Here is an 18,488-nt window from a genome sequence, read left to right on the forward strand (position 1 = left end):
GTGTGCCCAGACGCGCCTTCGGCGCATCAGCCCTCCGCCGGGACTAATGCCGCCCGCCCCGCGATCTCCTCGGCCCGCCAGCACCGCACCGCGTGCCCATCCACCCGCGTCTCCAACTCCGGCCCCGGCTCGCTCCGGCACACCGCCTCCGCGTGCCGACATCGCGGGCTGAAGGCGCAGCCGTTCGGCGGGTTGAGCGGATTGGGCAGGTCGCCGCCCGTTGTCGCCAGCGGCGCATGGCGCAGAGGATCGGGGATGGCCGCGATCAGAGCCTGCGTATAGGGGTGCGCGGGGCGCTCGAAGATCTCGCGCCAGTTGCCGTTCTCGACGATGCGGCCGAGATACATCACGGCGACGCGGTCGCTCATGTGCTCGACGACGCCGAGGTCGTGGCTGATCATGATGTAGGACAGGCCGAGCGTGTCCTTCAGCTCCAGCAGCAGGTTGATGATCTGGGCGCGGATCGAGACGTCGAGCGCCGAGACCGGCTCGTCGCAGATGACGATTCTGGGGTTGAGGATCAGCGCCCGGGCGATGCCGATGCGCTGGCGCTGGCCGCCGGAGAATTCATGCGGATAGCGGTCGGCCTGCTCGGGGCGCAGGCCGACATGCCTCAGCATCGTCGCGACGCGGTCTTCGATCTCGCTTTTCGCGGTCACGCCGTGCACGCGCAGGGGATCCTCCAGCGTGCGGCGCACGGTCTGGCGCGGATTGAGCGAGGCGTAGGGATCCTGGAACACGATCTGCACGATGCGGGCGAGCGCTTTCCGGTCTCCGGATTGCCGGTTCGTGACGACCTGCCCGTCCAGCACGATGCGGCCGCGCGTCGGCGTCAGCAGGCCCAGAATGGACAATGCGACCGTCGACTTGCCGGAGCCGGATTCGCCAACGAGGCCGAGGCATTCGCCGCGCTTCAGCTTGAGGTCGACGCCGTCGACGGCGCGGAGCAGCCGACGGCCGCGGCCCAGCAGGCCGCCTCCAAGCAGAAAATGAACGGCGAGATCCTCCACGCTGAGGATCACATCGTCATCCGCTCTCCCCTTTGGCTCATGCATGGTGGTGACACCGGACGAAACCGCCCGCCTCCAGCCCTTCCGTCTGAGGCGCGGTGGTTCGGCAAATATCCGTCGCCTGCGCGCAACGCGGATTGAACCGGCAGCCATCGGGGAAGCGCGTGATCGCCGGCACGACGCTCGCGATCTCCTTCAGCCTGCTGCGGCCGAGCGCAGCACGGCTGCCGAGACGCGGCAGGGAGTCGACGAGGCCCTGCGTATAGGGATGGGAGGGCGCTCGGAAGATGTCGGCCGAGCCGCGCTCCTCGACGATGCGGCCGGCATACATGACGGCGACGCGGCGGCAGACATTGGCAACAAGGCCGAGATCGTGGCTGATCATCAGGATCGCCGTTCCGCGCTCGGCGCACAGATTGCGCATCAGCTCGATGATCTCCGCCTGCACGGTGACGTCGAGCGCCGTCGTCGGCTCGTCGGCGATCAGCAGGTCCGGACCGCAGGCGAGCGCAATCGCGATCATCACGCGCTGGCGCATCCCGCCCGACAGCTGATGCGGATAGTCCTTCACGCGCCGCTCCGGCGCGGGGACGCGGACGCTCGCGAGCGCCTCGACCGCCAGCTGGTTGGCCTCCCGCCAGCTCTTGCCCTTATGCAGCACGAACATTTCGGCGATCTGCCGCCCCACCGGCGAGACCGGGTTCAGCGCCGTCATCGGCTCCTGGAAGATCATGGCGATGCGATTGCCGCGCAGTTGCCGTTGCCTCGCAGCGGACAGGTGCTGGATCTCCTGGCCCTGGAACCGGATGACGCCGCCGCCGATCGACAAGGGTGGCCGCAGCAGGCCGATCAAAGCGAGCGCCGTGATGCTCTTGCCGCAACCGGACTCGCCGACGAGGCCGAACGTCTCGCCGCCATCGATGCGGAATGAAACGCCTTCGGCCGCAGCAACGCGCCTTAATCCGTCATCGAGATCGATGCGGAGATCCTCGACCTCGAGCAGCGGCGCGCCGGTCATGTGCGCCGGCTCCGCGATTGCGGATCGAGGATGTCGCGCAGGCCATCGCCGAGCAGATTGAGGCCGAGCACGGTGAGGAAGATGGCAAGGCCCGGGAAAATCGAAAGCCACGGCGCCGTCGTGATCTGCTCGCGCGCTTCCGACAGCATGCTGCCCCAGCTCGGAAAGGGCGGGCGGACGCCGAGGCCCAGGAACGACAATGCGGCTTCGGACAGGACCGCGCTGCCCATGCCCAGCGTGCCGATGACGACGATCGGCCCCAGCATGTTCGGCAGGAGCTGCGTGATCATGATGCGGATATCACCGTAGCCGAGCACGGTGGCCGCCTGCACATAGCCCTGGCTCCGCAGCGACAGCGCCGAGGCCCGTGCCAGGCGGCAAGTGAACGACCAGTTGGTCAGCCCGAGCGCGATCAAGAGGCTGGTCAGGCCGGGACCGAGCACCGCCATGATGGCGAGCGCGAAGATCAGCGAGGGGATCGCGAGCATGAGATTGGTCAGGGCGTTGACGACATCGTCCCACCAGCCGCCGAAATAGCCGGCGCTGAGGCCGAGCGCCACGCCGATGACGCTGTTAATGAGCTGGGAGACGATGCCGACCGTCAGCGAGACGCGCGCGCCGTAGAGGACACGGGAATAGATGTCGCGGCCCTGCGCGTCGGTGCCGAACCACCAGGTCCAGCTCGGCGGCTCCTCCGCATTCATGAGGTTGGCGTCCATGACGGGATCGGTGTGCGCCAGCCATGGCGCGAGCAGACCGACCACGATCGCCAGCGCGAACAACGCTCCCCCGATGACGAGATTGGCGCGCAGCTTCATGCGTATCTGATCCTGGGATCGATCACGCCGTAGAGCATGTCGATCAACAGATTGATCGCGAGAAAGAACATCACCACGACGAGGATGGAGCCCTGGACGGCGGGAATGTCGCGCTGGAGCACGCTGTCGACCAGCAGCGAGCCGATGCCCGGCCAGGAGAACAGTTTCTCGACCACCACCGCCTGCCCCATCAGCGCGCCGAATTGCAGGCCCATGGTCGTGAGGATGAGTACGAGCGCGTTGCGCATCACGTGCCACTTGACGACCCTGGTCTCGCTCATGCCCTTCGAGCGCGCGGTGCGGACGAAATCCGCGGTCATGATCTCGAGCACCGCGGCGCGCGTCGTCCGCGCCAGCAGCGCCATCGGCGAGACGCCAAGCGTCACGGCGGGCAGGATCAGGTATTTGAGGCTGCCGTCACCGTAGCCGAAACTCGGCAGCCAGCCGAGCTTGAGCGCGAACAGGTACATCAAGAGCAGCCCGAGCCAGAACTTGGCCAATGACAGGCCGGACACTGCCAGCATCATCGAGACGGTGTCGACGAGGCTGCCCGGCCGCAAGGCGGCGACGAAGCCGAGCGGCACGCCGAGCAGAATCGCAAACGCCATGGATGCGAAGATCAGCTGCAGCGTCGGCCATGCCCGCTTGGCGATCATGGTCGTGACAGGCTCACGGGTCCGGAACGATGTTCCGAAATCGCCGGTCGCGAGCCCGGCGATGTAGGTGCCGAAACGCATATAGACGGGCTGATCGAGACCGAGCTGCTTCTTCATGCGCAGCTCGACCTGCGGATCGCTGTCGTCGCTCATGCTCGAGACGATGCTGCCGGGAACGACGCTGAACAGCACAAACACCAGCAGCACCACGGCGAGCACGGTCGGGATGGTCTGCAGGACGCGGCGGATCAGGAACGCGAGCATCTCAACTTTTCCCCGCTCCCTCCCTCGCCCGTCGCGCTAGGCGGGAGCGCGCGTGTCACTTCGCGGGCGAGGTCTCGTCGACCCAGAGGTCCTCGACGTTCTGGTGGGTCAGCTCGGTCGCGTTGAGCTGAATTCCCTTCAGCCAGGGCTGCACCGCCATGACCGCCTTGTTGTAGTTGAAGAACCAGACCGGCGCCTCCTCGTAGAGCAGCGCATTGGCCTTCTGCATCAGCTGGATGCGCTTTGTGGGATCGTCGGCCTGTCCGGCTTCATCGAGGATCTTGTCGAAGTCGGGATTTTTGTAGGTCGTGTAGTTACAGGCCGCCTGCGGCGTCGCCGAATGGAAGCATTTGAGCGCGGCCTGAGGATCGGGGCCGCTCGCCTGGGAATAGATGAAGGCCTGATAGTCGCCGGTGCGAACCACCTCGGCCAGCACCGCGGTCTCGACCTGCTTGACCTTGGCCTTGATGCCGACCTTGTCCAGCATCGGAATGACGGCCGAGACGATCGGCAGGCCCCAGCTTTCATTCTGGCTGGTGGTCCATTCGAACTCGAAGCCGGATGCGTAGCCGGCCTCGGTGAGCAATTGCTTGGCCTTGGCGGGATCGAAGGGGTAAGGCTTCATCGCCTTGTCGTAGGCCGGCGAGGTCAGCGGCAGCCAGCTGGTGGCGCGGTAGGCCTTGCCCTTGACCAGCTTGTTGATGATCAAATCGGTATCGATGGCGTAATTGATCGCCTGCCTCACGCGCTTGTCGGAGAACGGCTTGACCGCGGGATTCATGCCCATGTAGCGCGTGAACACCTCGGCGACCTCGACGATGGTGCCCTTGAGGTCAGCGTCGGATTGGTAGGCGACGTACTGCGCAGGTCCCAGCACCGAGGTGTCGATCTCCTTGTTGCGGAACGCGACGTCGCGCGCCGCGGCTTCGCCCATGACCGACACCACGATCTTGTCGGCATAGGGCTTGCCGGGCTTGTAGAACCGGTCCCAGCGCTCCAGGACGATGCGTGATCCCGGCACATGCTCGACGAACTTGAACGGACCGAGACCGATCGGCTTCTGGATGAAGCTTTCCTTGGCGGCCTCGTCGGCGGGATAGATCGAGGTCAGCGCGGTGAAGAAGTAGAAGCCGGGATCGACCTTCTCCGTCAGCTTCATCTCGATGGTGAAGTCGTCGATCTTCTTCAGGCCGGAGATCTCCTTGGCCTGGCCCTTCTCGACTGCGGCTGCGCCCTCGATGACACGGACGTAACGCGCGCCGGGATAGGCCTTGCTGCCGTCCATGATGCGGTTGTAGGACCAGATGATGTCGTCGGCGGTCATCTTGCGGCCGCTGTGGAAATAGGCGTCGTCGCGCAGCTTGAAGGTGTGAACGAGGCCTCCGCCCGAGACCACATCCTCCTTGGCGAGCTCGAGCACCGGCTTTCCTTCCGCCGAATTCCAGATGTACAGCGAACGGTGCAGGGCCTTGGCGTAGATCTCATCCTGGGCGCGCTGCGTGGTGTGAATGTCGAGGCTGGTGAAGCTCGAGCCGTAGGGCGCCGTCATGCGGATGGTTCCGCCCTTGCGCGGTGTCTGCGCCTCGGCTGTGGCGGCGAGCGCCAGTCCCAAACCGGCAACGATCGCGATGGTCTTGAACATCATGTGTCCCCCCGACGCAGGCGTATTCCGATGAGTGATTTGATCATTCGTCGCCTGCCGAAAGCAAGCTTCGTTTTGACGGCAAATGATGCCGGTTCCTGAGGCAGTCTTTCGGCGGGGCATTGACGCGGTGCGTCATCGACGACCAGGATCGATGAACATTTTTCCTGATCAACGCGACCAAGCTCAGGATCATTATCTGAGCCCCAAGGGATCTGGAAAAAATGAATCGCCGAACGCTAGCTGCCCTGCTCGCGGCCGGTCTGGTCGCCGCAACGGCCGTGCTGGCGCGCCCGGTCGCGGCCGGCCTCGGTAGAGAGAGCGCGACAGACGCTATCCAGTTCGGCTGGAGTCGCACCTCCGGCGCGAACGACAATGTCGACCAGACCTGGTGGGCGGTCCGGAGCCATGACACTCTGCACAATTTCGTCGAACGACTGCTCAGCATCCCCGTCGGGATGATGGCGCGCGGTGCGGGAGCACGTTTCGAAGCCAAGCTCTCCGAGCATACCGGCCTGCCGCTGCCCGAAGGCTGGGCCCTCGCGACGGCGAAAGATTCGCCGCAGATCCGGTCGATTTACGCCGAGACGCCGCGCGATCTCGGTTCTGTGCTCGGCTTCTATCGCGACGCACTCGGCAAGCGTGGCGGGACGGAGAAAGACGGTGCGGTGGCAGAGCCGGACCGGGCCGAGATCACGTTCCTGACGAGAGAGGGACCGCTCCTGCTCCGGCTCTCACGTCAGGACGACAGGACAATTGCCGAGCTGTCGGGGCGCAAATTCGCCCCGGCGACCATCGGCCTGCTGCCGAAGCCGGGGCAAGTTAGGCTGATGCTCGGTAACAAGACGGATGAAGCGGCGGTGATCACCGTCGCCGACCAGGCCGTCAATCTGGCGGCGCACGCCGGCGAAGAACTGGCGAACTCCGACGGTGCCGCAGGCGAATTGCCGGACAGCCAGAAGCTCGATCTGCCGCCCGGCAGGTACAAGGTCACCCTCAAGGTGGACGGCGGAGCGGCAGCGAGCCGGGAGTTCGAAGTCGCGGCCAACGAGACCTGGGGTTTGCTGGCCGGCGCGGACGGCGTCCTGCTGCCGATGCGGCTTTACTAACGTTCCGGGGACGATCTCTCATCTCGCAATCACGGAGCGTGGGCGGGCTCCTCATGAGGCTGGTTCAGCCCGACAATTCCGGCATCCAGTCCCGCAGTTTTCGCGCGGCATTCGTCACATCCGCGATGGTCCGGAACGACGCCGTCTCCACCATCATCGCCCTCGCCAGCCGCACGGCACGGGCTTCGCTGACCGCCCGCGTGCGCGGGTCCTCGATCAGCTCGAAATCGATGTTGTGGGCGAGGCCGAAGATGCGGCGGATGATTTTTGCGGCTGCGAAGCCGACAGTGTCGGCGAACAGGCGTTGCACGTAACTTTTTCGCTCGGCTTCCAGCCGCACGGCACCCTGCTCGCCGGCGAAAAGCGAGACCGGATAGGCATCGCCGGTGCCTCCCGCCCGCCAGAGATCGAGGAACTTTCGGGCGAACTCGGTCCAGACCTGCTCGACCGTCTCCAGCACCCAGGCCTCGAATGCCGCCCGTTCGCCCGGCGCGCGCTCGTGGCCGGCGGAAGCGAAATAGGCCATCAGGAGATTGGCCAGCACGGCGCCGATGTCGAAGCCCATGGGACCGTAGAATGCGAATTCCGGGTCGATCACCCGGGTCTGGCCGTCCGTGACCATGATCGAGCCGGTGTGGAGGTCGCCATGGATCAGCGCTTCCGGGCTCGCCATGAATTTCAGCTTCAGCCGGGAGACCGCGACATGCAGCTCCAGATCCTCGCGCAAGCTCGCGGCGAGGCCGTCGAGATAGGGCGCGGTCCAGCGGTTCTGCTCGGCGATGCGGTAGGGATCGGTGAAGATCAGGTCCTCGGTGATCTTGCAGAGCGCGTGGTTGCCGGCAAAGGCCGCGATGGCCTCCTTCTTCTCGGCCGCCGATAGCGCGAGGTCTGAGGTGAAGAACAGCGTCCGCGCCATGAAGGTCGTGATATCGTCGACGAAACGCGGATAGCGCGTTGCCGCGACCAGGCCCTTGCGCATGATGATGTGGGGCTCGAGCAGCTCCATCACCGTCAGCGCCAGGGCCTCGTTGTGATGCAGCACGGCCGGCACCAGGCCGGGCGCGAGCTGGGCCTGGCGGGACAGCGCCAGATATTCGTAATGGGCGCGCGACAGCGGCAGCGGCCAGCTCTCGCCAACGAGGCGGACGTAAGGCAGCGCCTGCTTCACGGCGATGCCGCCGCGCGCGCCCTTGACGATGAAGACGAGGTTGAGGTTGCCGTCGCCGACCTCGGTGATCGCCCAGGAGGACGCCTCGCCGCCAAGGAGCGCGGCGATATCGGGCAGGCCTGCGAGATAGTCTCGCAAGTCCGCCTCGTGCAAAATCCGATAGTCCCCTGCCCGGTCCCCGGTCATTGCGATCCCATCCCATGTCTGGGCCGGATCGCTACTCCCGATGCTGGCAAGCTCGAGCCGATCCGGCCATTCTTTTCATCGGATCGTAGCCACAATGTACGTTGTCTGCCACCCGGTGCTTTGGTGGCGGCCAAGCTGGGACGCTTGGTCGCGAGCTCCGATTGGTCGATTGAGGAACCCAAGCAGGCTGAGACGGTTTTGGGTTTCTGACCTTCTAAAAGGAGCTAGCGATGAGCCGCGGAATGCCATCCATGACTGCCCTGCTGGCGATGCTGGCCATCGCCGGATATCAGAACCGCGACAAGCTGGCGGAGCTGCTGAAAGGCGCCGGCGCCGGCTCGTCCACCGGCGGCCAGCAACCGCTCGGAGGCATGCTCGGCGGTCTCGGCGGTATGCTCGGCGCGGGCGGGATCGGGGGCCTGCTGAACGGCGGGATTGGCGAGCTCCTGGAGAGATTCAACCAGAATGGGCAGGGCGAGATCGCCGATTCATGGGTGAAGCCGGGCCCCAACAAGGAGATCTCCCCGCCGGAGCTGAAGCAGGCCATCGGCAGCGATGTCCTGGAAAAGCTCGCACAGCAGACCGGGCTTTCCCAGGAGGAGATCGTCTCACGGCTAACCCGCGAGCTTCCTTCCGCAATCGACAAATACACGCCGGATGGACGCCTGCCCGACGCATAGAAGCAGCGGCTCAACTCGAAAAGGTGTACTCATGAGCATTCTCTGGACCATCATCATTGGCTTTCTCGCCGGCGTGATCGCCAAGTTCATCATGCCGGGCGACAACGAACCTTCAGGGTTCATCCTGACGACCATCCTCGGCATCGTCGGCGCCTTCGTCGCTTCGTATCTTGGGCAAGCGCTGGGCTGGTATCGCCCTGGCGAGGGTGCGGGCCTGATCGGTGCCGTGGTCGGCGCGATCATCGTGCTGTTCGTTTACGGTCTCTTCGCCGGCCGGCAGCGCCGCGCGATCTAGCTAGAAAGTCTCCCGCTCCAGGAAGCTGGAGCCGATGTCGGCCTTTCTCTTGATCGGATCGTAGTCGCAATAGACGCTGTCCGCGACCAGCGTGTAGCTGGCGCTGACCGTGTATTTGTCCGTCTTGACCGAGTTCAGGCCGATCACCGAGGTGCTCTTGCCGCCGTTCCATTTGAACGGCGTCGAACTTTTGGCCTGTTCGCAGGCCAGCACAGCCTCGTTGAAGACATAGCCCTCGACGAACGCCTTCAGGGTGCGCACCTGCGCCGCCATTCGCCATTCGAAATAGCCGATGGCACCGAGCCCTGCGACGATCAGCACCAGAAGCGCAATGACGATACGCTGAAATGTCATTTTTGACCCCATAACAACGCCAATCAAAACTTAAAACGGCATTCCCATCATCTTCGACAGGCGCTCGATCGAGAGATAGCCGGCATGATAGGCCGCAAGGCCAATGCCGAACACGATTGCCGAGATGATCGTGGTCCAGATCAGCTTGTGCCCCATGCGGGTGAGGATGGGAGCACCGGGATCGGTGCCGGGCGCGCCAACACCGTCCTCGTGCTGGCTACGCACGCCGAACGGCAGCGTCACGAACAGCATGACCCACCAGAGCACGAAATAGATCGCGAGCCAGGTTGAAATCTGGATGGCCATGACGCGGCCCTATGCCTGCTCGATCTCGACGAGGGCGCCGGAAAAATCCTTGGGGTGCAGGAACAGCACCGGCTTGCCGTGGGCGCCGATCTTCGGCACGCCGTCGCCGAGCACCCTCGCGCCCTCCTTCACCAGCGTGTCGCGCGAGGCGATGATGTCGACGACCTCGTAGCAGACGTGATGGATGCCACCGTCGGGATTGCGCTCGATGAACTTCGCGATCGGCGAGGCCTCGCCGAGCGGCTCGATGAACTCGATCTTGGTGTTGGGCAGGGTCGCGAACACGGTGGTGACGCCGTGCTCGGGCAGCGGCACGGCCTCGGAAATCTGGGCGCCGAAGGCCGCACCGTAGATCTTCGCGGCCTTGACCGCATCCTTGGTCGCGATCGCGACATGGTTGAGCCGGCCCAACATGTTCCCCTCCCTATACCGTCAGTACATGTACCAGACAGGGGGGCTTTTTGCCCCAATGTTCGTTGATCACGGCCCGGACAGCGCGTCGCACCGACTCGGCCAAGGCGTCCGGATCGCGCCGGCGCGCCCTCGGCAGGCCTTCGATGGTCGACATCACGGCATCGAAGACGATGTCGTCGAAGGTCTCGCCGGCCCTGTTCTTCTCGGGGATGCCGACCAAATCGAGCTCGGGATCACCGGCGAGCTCACCCTGCGCGGTCATCGCGATCGCGACGAAGGCGCAGCCGGAAAAGCCCATGCGGCGCCGCTCCACGACGGCACGGGACTTGGAGTCTTCCAGGATCGTGCCGTCCTTGTACAGACGTCCCGACGGCACCTCGCCGACGATGCCGGGATCGCCGGGGCCGAGCTTGACGAGGTCACCGTTGCGGCAGACCAGCACGCGCGGCACGCCGGCAGCGCGGGCGAGCTTGGCGTGCTCATGCAGGTGCAGGGCCTCGCCGTGGACCGGGATCAGGATCTGCGGCTTCACCCAGGAGATCATATCGCGCAGCTCGTCGCGGCGGGGATGGCCGGAGACGTGGACCAGCGCATCGCGGTCGGTGATGACCTCGACGCCCTGCAGCACCAGATTGTTGATGATCGAGCCGACCGCCTTTTCGTTGCCGGGAATGGTGCGCGAGGAGAAGATGACGCTATCGCCGCGGTTCAGCGTGATTTCAGGATGGTCGTCATTGGCGATGCGGGCCAGCGCGGCGCGCGGCTCGCCCTGGCTGCCCGTGCACAACGCCAGCACCTTGTCCTGCGGCAGGTGGCCATAGACCTCGGGCGAGCGGAAGTTCTGCACGCCCTCGAGATAGCCGGTCTCGCGTGCAACCTGCACCACGCGCTCCATGGCCCGGCCGACCACGACGACCTCGCGGTCCGCGGCCCTCGCCGCGTCAGCCACCGCTTTGACGCGGGCGACGTTGGAGGCGAACGTCGTCACCGCGACGCGGCCCTTGGCGGATTTGACGAGGTCGATGATGGTTCGGGCGACCTCGGCCTCCGAGGGCGAACGGCCGTCGCGCACGGCATTGGTGGAATCGCCGATCAAGGCGAGCACGCCCTGCTCGCCCAATTCGCGCAGCCGCTTCTCGTCGGTCGCGGCTCCAAGCGTCGGGGTCGGGTCGATCTTCCAGTCGCCGGTGTGCAGCACGATGCCGGCGTCGGTGTGGATCGCCAGCGCATGCGCTTCCGGAATGGAATGCGCGACCGGAATGAACTCGACGTTGAACGGACCGATATCGACACGGCCGCCTGAAGGCACCACGGTGACCGGAATCTCGGGCGCGTTGCGCTCGGCGGCGCATTTGGCCTCGAACAGCGCGGCGCTGAACCTGGTGGCGTAGATCGGGCATTTCAGCTTCGGCCAGAGGTCGATGATGGCGCCGAAATGATCCTCATGGGCGTGGGTCAGCACGAGGCCCATCAGGTTCTTGCGCTCCTTCTCCAGGAAGGAGATGTCGGGCATGATCAGGTCGATGCCGGGCAGATGCTCCTCATCGCCGAAGGAGACGCCGAGATCGACCGCAAGCCAGGCGCGCTGGTGACGGTTGCCGAGGCCGTAGATCGACAGGTTCATGCCGATCTCGCCCACGCCGCCGAGCGGCGCAAACACCAATTCGTCCGGCTTTGCCATCACGCTGCTCCCACCGAGGCGACGGGCCCGAAGAACACCTCGCCGGCCGCCACCGGAACGAGGCGGCCCTCCGCGGTGCGGACGATCAGGCAGCCGGTGTCGTCGATCGTGTCAAAAACACCTTCCAGCGTCATGGTTCCCGTGTGGATGGCAACCTTTTCGCCGAGGCCGGCGGCGCGCTCCAGCCAGAGCCTGCGGATCTCGGCAAAGCCGCGGCCATTGTCCCAGATGCCGCGGAACTCGACCCAGGCATCCGACAGCGCCATGAATAGCTCCTCGGCGCTGATCTGGACGCCGAGGGCGGCCAGCGACACCGCGGGTGTCGGGGTGCCCTCGGGCGCGGCGACCACATTGGTCCCGATGCCGACCACGACGGCAAGGCCGCCACCGATGGCCTCGGCCTCAAGGCCAATGCCGACCAGCTTCTTGCCGCTGGCGAGCACGTCATTCGGCCATTTCAGCGCGTAGCGGGGCCGGCCTTCGCCGAGACGGAGCGCGGCCTCGAGGCTCACCTTCTCCAGCGCCGCCTCCTCGGCCAGCCCTGCGGCAAAGCCGAGCGTGGCGGCGACCGCGGGGGCGACGTCCATAACTTCGAGGATGCTGGCGGCGAGATTGCCGCGCGGCGCGATCCAGGCGCGCTGGCGCCGGCCGCGGCCGGCGGTCTGCTCGGACGTGACGAACCACATCGGGCCGCGCTCGCCGGCCCTGGCGTGTTCGATCGCCTCGGTATTGGTCGAGCCGGTCCGTTCGAACGCCGCGAGCCTGTAGCCCGCAGCCGATGCGCGAGGACCGAGCGCGAAGGTCATCCTAGAACAACGACTTTGCCGCGGCGGAGGCGACGCTCACCACGGGCCCCGCGAACAGCGCAAACAGCAGGTTGAACAGGCCAGCGACCGCCAGCACCGTCCGCACCTCGATGCGCACCGGATCGACCCGGCCGGCCGGCTCGTCGAAATACATCGTCTTGACGATCGCGAGATAATAGTAGGCGCCGACCACGCTGGTCAGCACGCCGATAACGGCCAGCGTGAACAGGTTCGCCTTGATGGCGGCGACGAAGACGTACCATTTGGCGAAGAAGCCGGCGAGCGGCGGAATGCCGGCGAGCGAGAACAGCAGCATCGCGAACATGAAGGCGAGCAGCGGATTGGTGCGCGACAGGCCGGCGAAATCGCTGATCTGCTCCACGGCCTGGCCGTTGCGCTTCATGGCGAGAATGATCGAGAACGAGCCGAGCGTCATCGCGACATAGATCACGATGTACATCAAGACGCCCTGCGCGCCTTCCACCGTGCCGGAGGCAAGGCCGACCAGCGCAAAGCCCATGTGACCGATCGACGAATAGGCCATCAGGCGCTTGATGTTGCTCTGGCCGATCGCGGCGAAGGAGCCGAGCGCCATCGAGGCGATCGACACGAACACCAGGATCTGCTGCCATTGCGAGACGATGCCGGGGAATGCGGTGAGCGTGACGCGGGTGAAGACGGCGAGCGCGGCGACCTTCGGCGCCGACGCGAAGAAGGCGGTGACCGGGGTCGGCGCGCCCTCGTAGACGTCAGGCGTCCACATGTGGAACGGCACGGCCGAGACCTTGAAGCAGAGGCCGACGAGCAGGAAGACGAGGCCGAACACCAGGCCGACATTCGAGACCGTCGCGGCCGCGGCGATGCCGGTGAAGCTCACCGTGCCGGTGAAGCCGTAGACCAGCGAGGCGCCGTACAGCAGCATGCCCGAGGACAGCGCGCCGAGCACGAAGTACTTCAGGCCGGCTTCGGTCGACTTGGCGTTGTCGCGGTTCGAGGCTGCCACGACGTAGAGCGCCAGCGACATCAATTCGAGGCCGAGATAGAGCGAGATCAGGTCGCCGGCCGAGATCAGCACCATCATGCCGAGCGTCGAGAGCAGCACGAGGATGGCGTACTCGAAAATCCGGCGCGACGGGTCTGACAGGAACTCGGTCGACAGGACGAGCGTCACGGCCGAGCCGATCAGGGCCAGGATCTTCATGAAACGGGCGAAGTCGTCGACGATGAAGCTGCCGCCGAACGTCACCTGCTTGCCCGCGGGCTGCATGTAGACGAGCGCGCCGACCACGATGAGGAGCACCACCGCCAGCGACGTCACGGTCCTGGTCGTCTCCTGCCCGCGATAGGCGCCGAGCATCAGAAGCGCCATCGCGCCGACCGCGAGCACGAGCTCGGGCAGCACCGGCGCCAGTTGATAACCTGCAGTCGAAAAGCTCATGGCGATATCCTGACCTGCCCGATCACTGGAGCAGTGCGGCGGCCTTCACGGCCGTCACGGCGGTATTGTAATTGTTGACGAGTTGCTGGACCGAGGCGGCCGACATGTCGAGCACCGGCTTCGGATAGACGCCGAACAGGATCGTCAGCGCGATCATCGGGAATAGAATGACGCACTCCCGCAAGGTGAGATCCTTCATGCTCGCCAGCTGCGGCTTGACCAGCGCTCCGAACACGACCTTGCGATAGAGCCATAGTGCGTAGGCCGCCGAGAGGATCACGCCGAAGCTGGCGAAGAACGCGGTCGGGATCGAGACCTTGAAGGTGCCGAGCAGCGTCATAAACTCGCCGACGAAGCCGCTCGTGCCGGGCAGACCGACATTGGCCATGGTGAACACCATGAAGGTCATCGCATAGAGCGGCATCCGGTTGACGAGACCGCCATAGGCCGCGATCTCGCGGGTGTGCAGGCGGTCGTAGACGACGCCGACGCAGAGGAACAGCGCGCCGGAGACGATGCCGTGCGAGATCATCTGGAACACGCCGCCGGCGACGCCCTGCATGGTGCCGGCGAAGATGCCCATGGTGACGAAGCCCATATGCGCGACCGAGGAGTACGCGATCAGCTTCTTCATGTCCTCCTGCATCAGGGCGACCAGCGAGGTGTAGATGATAGCGATGGCCGAGAGCGTGAACACCAGCGGCGCGAAGTCGTGCGAGGCCAGCGGGAACATCGGCAGCGAGAAGCGCAGGAAGCCGTAGCCGCCCATCTTCAGCAGGATCGCGGCGAGGACCACGGAGCCCGCAGTCGGCGCTTCGACGTGCGCGTCCGGAAGCCAGGTGTGCACCGGCCACATCGGCATCTTCACCGCAAAGGAGGCGAAGAAGGCGAGCCACGCCCAGGTCTGCAACGACCGCGGCACGGCGGTGTGCATCAGGGTCGGGATGTCGGTGGTGCCGCCGTTCCAGTACAGCGCCATGATGGCAAGCAGCATCAGGACCGAGCCGAGCAGCGTGTAGAGGAAGAACTTGAACGAGGCATAGACCCGGCGCGGACCGCCCCAGACGCCGATGATCAGGAACATCGGGATCAGGCCGCCCTCGAAGAACAAATAGAACAGCACGAGATCGAGCGCCGAGAAGGTGCCGATCATCAGCGTTTCCAGGATCAGAAACGCCATCATATATTCGCGGACGCGGTTGGTGATCGCCTTCCAGCTCGCGATGATGCAGAACGGCATCACGGCGGTGGTGAGGATCACGAGCGGCAGCGAGATGCCGTCGACGCCCATGTGGTAGGTGATGCCGGTGGCGAGCCAGTTCGCCTTCTCGACGAATTGGAAGTCGGGGTTGCTGGGGTCGAAGCGCATGACCAGGATCACCGACACCGCGAAGGTGATCAGCGTGGTCCAGAGCGCGATCCAGCGCGAATTGCGCCGCGCCGCCTCGTCGTCACCGCGGCTCAGATAGACGATCAGCGCGCCGACCAGCGGCAGGAACGTCGTGACCGAAAGAATGGGCCAGGTTGTCATTTACTGGCCTCCAAAGCCGAACATGAACCAGGTGATCAGGCCGGCGGCGCCGATCAGCATGGCGAATGCATAGTGATAGAGATAGCCGGTCTGGATCTTGACGACGTTTCGGGTGACGTCCAGCACGCGGGCCGAGACGCCGTCGGGGCCGAAGCCGTCGATGATGAAGCCGTCGCCCTTCTTCCAGAGCTGGTAGCCGATCCACTTCGCCGGTCGGACGAAGATGATGTCGTAGAGCTCGTCGAAGTACCATTTGTTGAGCAGGAACTGGTACAGCATCGGCTGCGTGTTCGCGAGCTCGACCGGCAGGTAGGGCCGGCGGATGTAGAACAGGTACGAGACGAGGAAGCCCAGCACCATCATCACCGTCGGCAGCAAGGCGATGGTCTGAGGGATGTGGTGCATCTCCTCGATGATGTGCGGGTTCATCTTCACGGACTCGCGGAAGAACTCCTCGACCCCGTGGCCGGCGAACAGCTCCTTGAACGGCAGGCCCGCGACGAACGAGCCGACCGCGAGCACGCCGATCGGGATCAGGATCCAGAGCGGAGCCTCATGCGCGGCCTCGTAATGATGCTCGTCATGCGGCTCGCCGTGGAAGGTCTTGAAGATCAGGCGCCAGGAGTAGAACGAGGTCAGGCCGGCGGCGACGATCGTCATCAGGAAGCCGTACATCGCGAACGGATTGTGCGAGGCGTAGGCGGACTCGATGATCGCGTCCTTGGAGAAGTAGCCGGCGGTGAGCGGGAAGCCGGTCAGCGCCAGCGTGCCGACCACCATCACCGCATAGGTGTAGGGAATCTTCTTCCAGAGGCCGCCCATGTTGCGGATGTCCTGCTCGTGGTGCATCGCGTAGATCACCGAGCCGGAGCCCAGGAACAGCAGCGCCTTGAAGAAGGCGTGGGTGAACAGGTGGAACATGCCGACCGAATAGGCCCCTGCTCCCATCGCCACGAACATGTAGCCGAGCTGCGAACAGGTCGAGTAGGCGACGATGCGCTTGATGTCGTTCTGGACGAGGCCGATGGTCGCGGCGAAGAACGCCGTGGTCGCGCCGAAGAACATCACGACGGCCTGGGCATTCGGAGCGAGTTCGAACAGCGGCGACAGGCGCGCCACCATGAAGACGCCGGCGGTGACCATGGTCGCGGCATGGATCAGCGCCGACACCGGGGTCGGGCCTTCCATCGCGTCCGGCAACCAGGTGTGCAGCAGGAACTGGGCGGACTTGCCCATCGCACCCATGAACAGCAGCAGACAGGTCAGAGTCAGCGCGTCGGCGTGCCAACCGAGGAAGTTGATGGTCTTGCCGGTGAGGCCGGGCGCGGCGTGGAAGATGGTCTCGAAATCGGTCGAGCCGACCAGCATGAAGACCGCGAAGATACCGAGCGCGAAGCCGAAGTCGCCGACGCGGTTGACCACGAAGGCCTTGATGGCGGCAGCGTTGGCCGAGGGCTTCTGGTACCAGAAGCCGATCAGCAGATAGCTGGCGAGACCCACGCCTTCCCAGCCGAAGAACAGCTGCACCAAATTGTCGGCCGTCACCAGCATCAGCATGGCGAAGGTGAACAGCGAGAGATACCCGAAGAAGCGCGGCCGGTTCGGGTCCTCGTCCATGTAGCCGATGGAATAGAGGTGCACGAGCGAGGACACGGTCGTCACCACCACCAGCATTACGGCGGTGAGCGTATCGACGCGCAGCGTCCACCAGACCTGGAGATCGCCGGAGAAGATCCAGGGCAGCAGCTGGATCCTGTAGTCGTGATGCATGAAGCCGACGTCGACCAGCGTCATCCAGGACAAGGCCGCCGAGACGAACAGCAGCCCGGTGGTGATCAGCTCGGCCGCGCGCGAGCCCGCCGCCGGCGGCTCGGTCGGGCCATGGCCGTGATCATCGTGAGCGTCGTCGTGATGGCTCTCGTGGATGACGGAGGCATCCTCGTTGATCTTGTCGGACGCATGGGCATGCGCGCCATGGCCGTGGCCGCCGTGATGATCGAGCTCGTCGCCCGAGGGGTTGCGGGCATGCGCGCCGAACAGCGCGATCAGGCCAGCCAGAATGGCGCCCAGCAGAGGCAGAAAGACAATTGCCTGAACCATGACTTACTCTTTCCGCATGATCTGGTCGGAAAACCGGTACCCACTTTTCCGGATCATGCGCTCAGCCCTTCATCAGATTGACGTCCTCAACCGCGATCGAGCCGCGGTTGCGGAAATAGACCACCAGGATGGCGAGACCGATCGCAGCTTCGGCAGCCGCGACCGTCAGCACCAGCAGCGCGAAGACCTGGCCGACGATGTCGCCGAGGAAGCTCGAGAACGCCACGAGGTTGATGTTGACCGAGAGCAGGATCAGCTCGATCGACATCAGGATGACGATGATGTTCTTGCGGTTCAGGAAGATGCCGAGGATGCCGAGCGTGAACAGGATCGCGCCGACCGCCAGATAGTGTCCGAGCCCGATCGTCATTTCACCCACTCCGCCGCGTCCGCGTCCGAGAGCCCCTGCCCCGGCGCCACCTTGCGCACCGCCATCGCGATGTCGGGCGTGCGCGCGTTCTGAACGTTGATGTCCTGCCGCTTGACCTTCTCCTTGTGGCGCAGCGTCAGCACGATGGCGCCGATCATGGCGACCAGGAGCACCATGCCCGAGAGCTGGAAGTAGTGGATGTACTTCGTATAGAGCACGAGACCGAGCGCCTCGGTGTTGCTGACGTTGGCCGGGATCGCCGCCGTGATCGTCTTGGAGACGCCGGGGTTGATGACCCAGAAGCCGACGGTGAGCAGCAACTCGAACATGAAGATGCCGCCGATCACGAGGCCGACCGGCAGGTACTCGATGAAACCCTCGCGCAGCTCGAGGAAGTCGACGTCGAGCATCATGATCACGAACAGGAACAGCACCGCGACCGCGCCGACATAGACGACGATCAGCATCATGCCGAGGAATTCGGCGCCCATCAGCACGAGCAGGCCGGAGGCGTTGACGAAGGCCAGGATCAGGTACAGCACGGAGTGCACGGGATTGCGCGAGACAATCACCATCACGGCCGAGGCGACGCAGACGCCGGCGAAGAGATAAAAGAACAGTGCGGGAAGGATCATGCCCTCA

Annotated in this window: 19 protein-coding genes; 3 read left to right on the forward strand and 16 right to left on the reverse strand. The window is 64.8% G+C overall.

All coding sequences use genetic code 11. The features are described 5' to 3' along the window. Positions 1-26 precede the first annotated feature (26 nt). Genes N2605_RS18590 through N2605_RS18610 form a run of 5 tightly spaced genes read right to left on the reverse strand, consistent with a single transcriptional unit; the run spans position 27 to position 5,411 of the window. Positions 27-1,055, reverse strand: a complete 1,029-nt coding sequence (locus N2605_RS18590; protein WP_260342033.1) for an ABC transporter ATP-binding protein — start codon at positions 1,053-1,055, stop codon at positions 27-29. Further along, positions 1,048-2,028: an ABC transporter ATP-binding protein gene (locus tag N2605_RS18595; RefSeq protein ID WP_260342034.1), complete on the reverse strand. Its 981-nt coding sequence runs from the start codon at positions 2,026-2,028 to the stop codon at positions 1,048-1,050. The genes N2605_RS18590 and N2605_RS18595 overlap by 8 nt, the downstream gene beginning before the upstream one ends. Continuing rightward, positions 2,025-2,846: an ABC transporter permease gene (locus N2605_RS18600; protein WP_128265630.1), complete on the reverse strand. Its 822-nt coding sequence runs from the start codon at positions 2,844-2,846 to the stop codon at positions 2,025-2,027. Before N2605_RS18600 ends, N2605_RS18595 begins: the two co-directional genes overlap by 4 nt. Continuing rightward, positions 2,843-3,766, reverse strand: a complete 924-nt coding sequence (locus N2605_RS18605; RefSeq protein WP_128265629.1) for an ABC transporter permease — start codon at positions 3,764-3,766, stop codon at positions 2,843-2,845. The genes N2605_RS18600 and N2605_RS18605 overlap by 4 nt, the downstream gene beginning before the upstream one ends. Positions 3,767-3,821: 55 nt before the next feature. Then, the gene (locus N2605_RS18610; protein ID WP_085969086.1) at positions 3,822-5,411 is read right to left on the reverse strand and encodes an ABC transporter substrate-binding protein; all 1,590 of its coding nucleotides are present in this window, start codon (positions 5,409-5,411) and stop codon (positions 3,822-3,824) included. Positions 5,412-5,632: 221 nt separating this feature from the next. On the opposite strand from N2605_RS18610, the gene N2605_RS18615 reads away from it, so the two are divergent. Further along, positions 5,633-6,517, forward strand: coding sequence for a hypothetical protein (locus N2605_RS18615; RefSeq protein WP_260342035.1), 885 nt, complete (start codon positions 5,633-5,635; stop codon positions 6,515-6,517). Positions 6,518-6,581: 64 nt separating this feature from the next. Here N2605_RS18615 and mtnK read toward each other — a convergent pair whose 3' ends face one another. Then, entirely contained in the window at positions 6,582-7,871 is a 1,290-nt protein-coding gene (gene mtnK, locus N2605_RS18620; RefSeq protein WP_260342036.1) for an S-methyl-5-thioribose kinase, read from the reverse strand. A gap of 230 nt (positions 7,872-8,101) precedes the next feature. Here mtnK and N2605_RS18625 point away from each other — a divergent pair, with 230 nt between their 5' ends. Both N2605_RS18625 and N2605_RS18630 read left to right on the forward strand, forming a co-directional pair. Further along, positions 8,102-8,551 carry a YidB family protein gene (locus N2605_RS18625; protein ID WP_260342037.1) on the forward strand — a complete coding sequence of 150 codons (450 nt, stop codon included), beginning with the start codon at positions 8,102-8,104 and terminating at the stop codon, positions 8,549-8,551. A gap of 31 nt (positions 8,552-8,582) precedes the next feature. Further along, positions 8,583-8,846: a GlsB/YeaQ/YmgE family stress response membrane protein gene (locus N2605_RS18630; RefSeq protein ID WP_024341246.1), complete on the forward strand. Its 264-nt coding sequence runs from the start codon at positions 8,583-8,585 to the stop codon at positions 8,844-8,846. Here the strand turns inward: N2605_RS18630 and N2605_RS18635 are convergent, their stop codons facing one another. The 10 genes from N2605_RS18635 to N2605_RS18680 all read right to left on the reverse strand — a co-directional run bounded on the left by N2605_RS18635 (position 8,847) and on the right by N2605_RS18680 (position 18,481). Continuing rightward, positions 8,847-9,200, reverse strand: a complete 354-nt coding sequence (locus N2605_RS18635) for a hypothetical protein (protein WP_036010150.1) — start codon at positions 9,198-9,200, stop codon at positions 8,847-8,849. Positions 9,201-9,230: 30 nt separating this feature from the next. Beyond that, positions 9,231-9,506 (reverse strand): DUF1467 family protein, encoded by a 276-nt coding sequence (locus tag N2605_RS18640; RefSeq protein ID WP_025036606.1) that lies wholly within the window; start codon positions 9,504-9,506, stop codon positions 9,231-9,233. Positions 9,507-9,515: 9 nt separating this feature from the next. Further along, positions 9,516-9,920, reverse strand: a complete 405-nt coding sequence (gene mce / locus N2605_RS18645; protein WP_036010154.1) for a methylmalonyl-CoA epimerase — start codon at positions 9,918-9,920, stop codon at positions 9,516-9,518. 10 nt (positions 9,921-9,930) lie between these two features. Beyond that, positions 9,931-11,601 (reverse strand): ribonuclease J, encoded by a 1,671-nt coding sequence (locus N2605_RS18650; RefSeq protein WP_260342038.1) that lies wholly within the window; start codon positions 11,599-11,601, stop codon positions 9,931-9,933. Then, the gene (locus tag N2605_RS18655) at positions 11,601-12,407 is read right to left on the reverse strand and encodes a biotin--[acetyl-CoA-carboxylase] ligase (RefSeq protein ID WP_260342039.1); all 807 of its coding nucleotides are present in this window, start codon (positions 12,405-12,407) and stop codon (positions 11,601-11,603) included. The genes N2605_RS18650 and N2605_RS18655 overlap by 1 nt, the downstream gene beginning before the upstream one ends. Before the next feature lies 1 nt (position 12,408). Next, on the reverse strand, positions 12,409-13,845 hold the full coding sequence (nuoN, locus tag N2605_RS18660; protein WP_225113103.1) for an NADH-quinone oxidoreductase subunit NuoN: 1,437 nt from the start codon (positions 13,843-13,845) through the stop codon (positions 12,409-12,411). Positions 13,846-13,867: 22 nt separating this feature from the next. Then, positions 13,868-15,376: an NADH-quinone oxidoreductase subunit M gene (locus N2605_RS18665; protein WP_036010164.1), complete on the reverse strand. Its 1,509-nt coding sequence runs from the start codon at positions 15,374-15,376 to the stop codon at positions 13,868-13,870. Further along, complete coding sequence (gene nuoL, locus N2605_RS18670; protein ID WP_260342040.1) at positions 15,377-17,476, reverse strand: NADH-quinone oxidoreductase subunit L; 2,100 nt, start codon at positions 17,474-17,476, stop codon at positions 15,377-15,379. 61 nt (positions 17,477-17,537) lie between these two features. Next, entirely contained in the window at positions 17,538-17,846 is a 309-nt protein-coding gene (gene nuoK, locus N2605_RS18675; RefSeq protein ID WP_036010170.1) for an NADH-quinone oxidoreductase subunit NuoK, read from the reverse strand. Continuing rightward, positions 17,843-18,481 carry an NADH-quinone oxidoreductase subunit J gene (locus N2605_RS18680; RefSeq protein ID WP_260342041.1) on the reverse strand — a complete coding sequence of 213 codons (639 nt, stop codon included), beginning with the start codon at positions 18,479-18,481 and terminating at the stop codon, positions 17,843-17,845. Before N2605_RS18680 ends, nuoK begins: the two co-directional genes overlap by 4 nt. Positions 18,482-18,488 lie beyond the last annotated feature (7 nt).

Origin of the sequence: Bradyrhizobium yuanmingense, from assembly GCF_025200905.1 — a bacterium.
GTDB classification, from domain to species: Bacteria; Pseudomonadota; Alphaproteobacteria; order Rhizobiales; family Xanthobacteraceae; genus Bradyrhizobium; species Bradyrhizobium yuanmingense.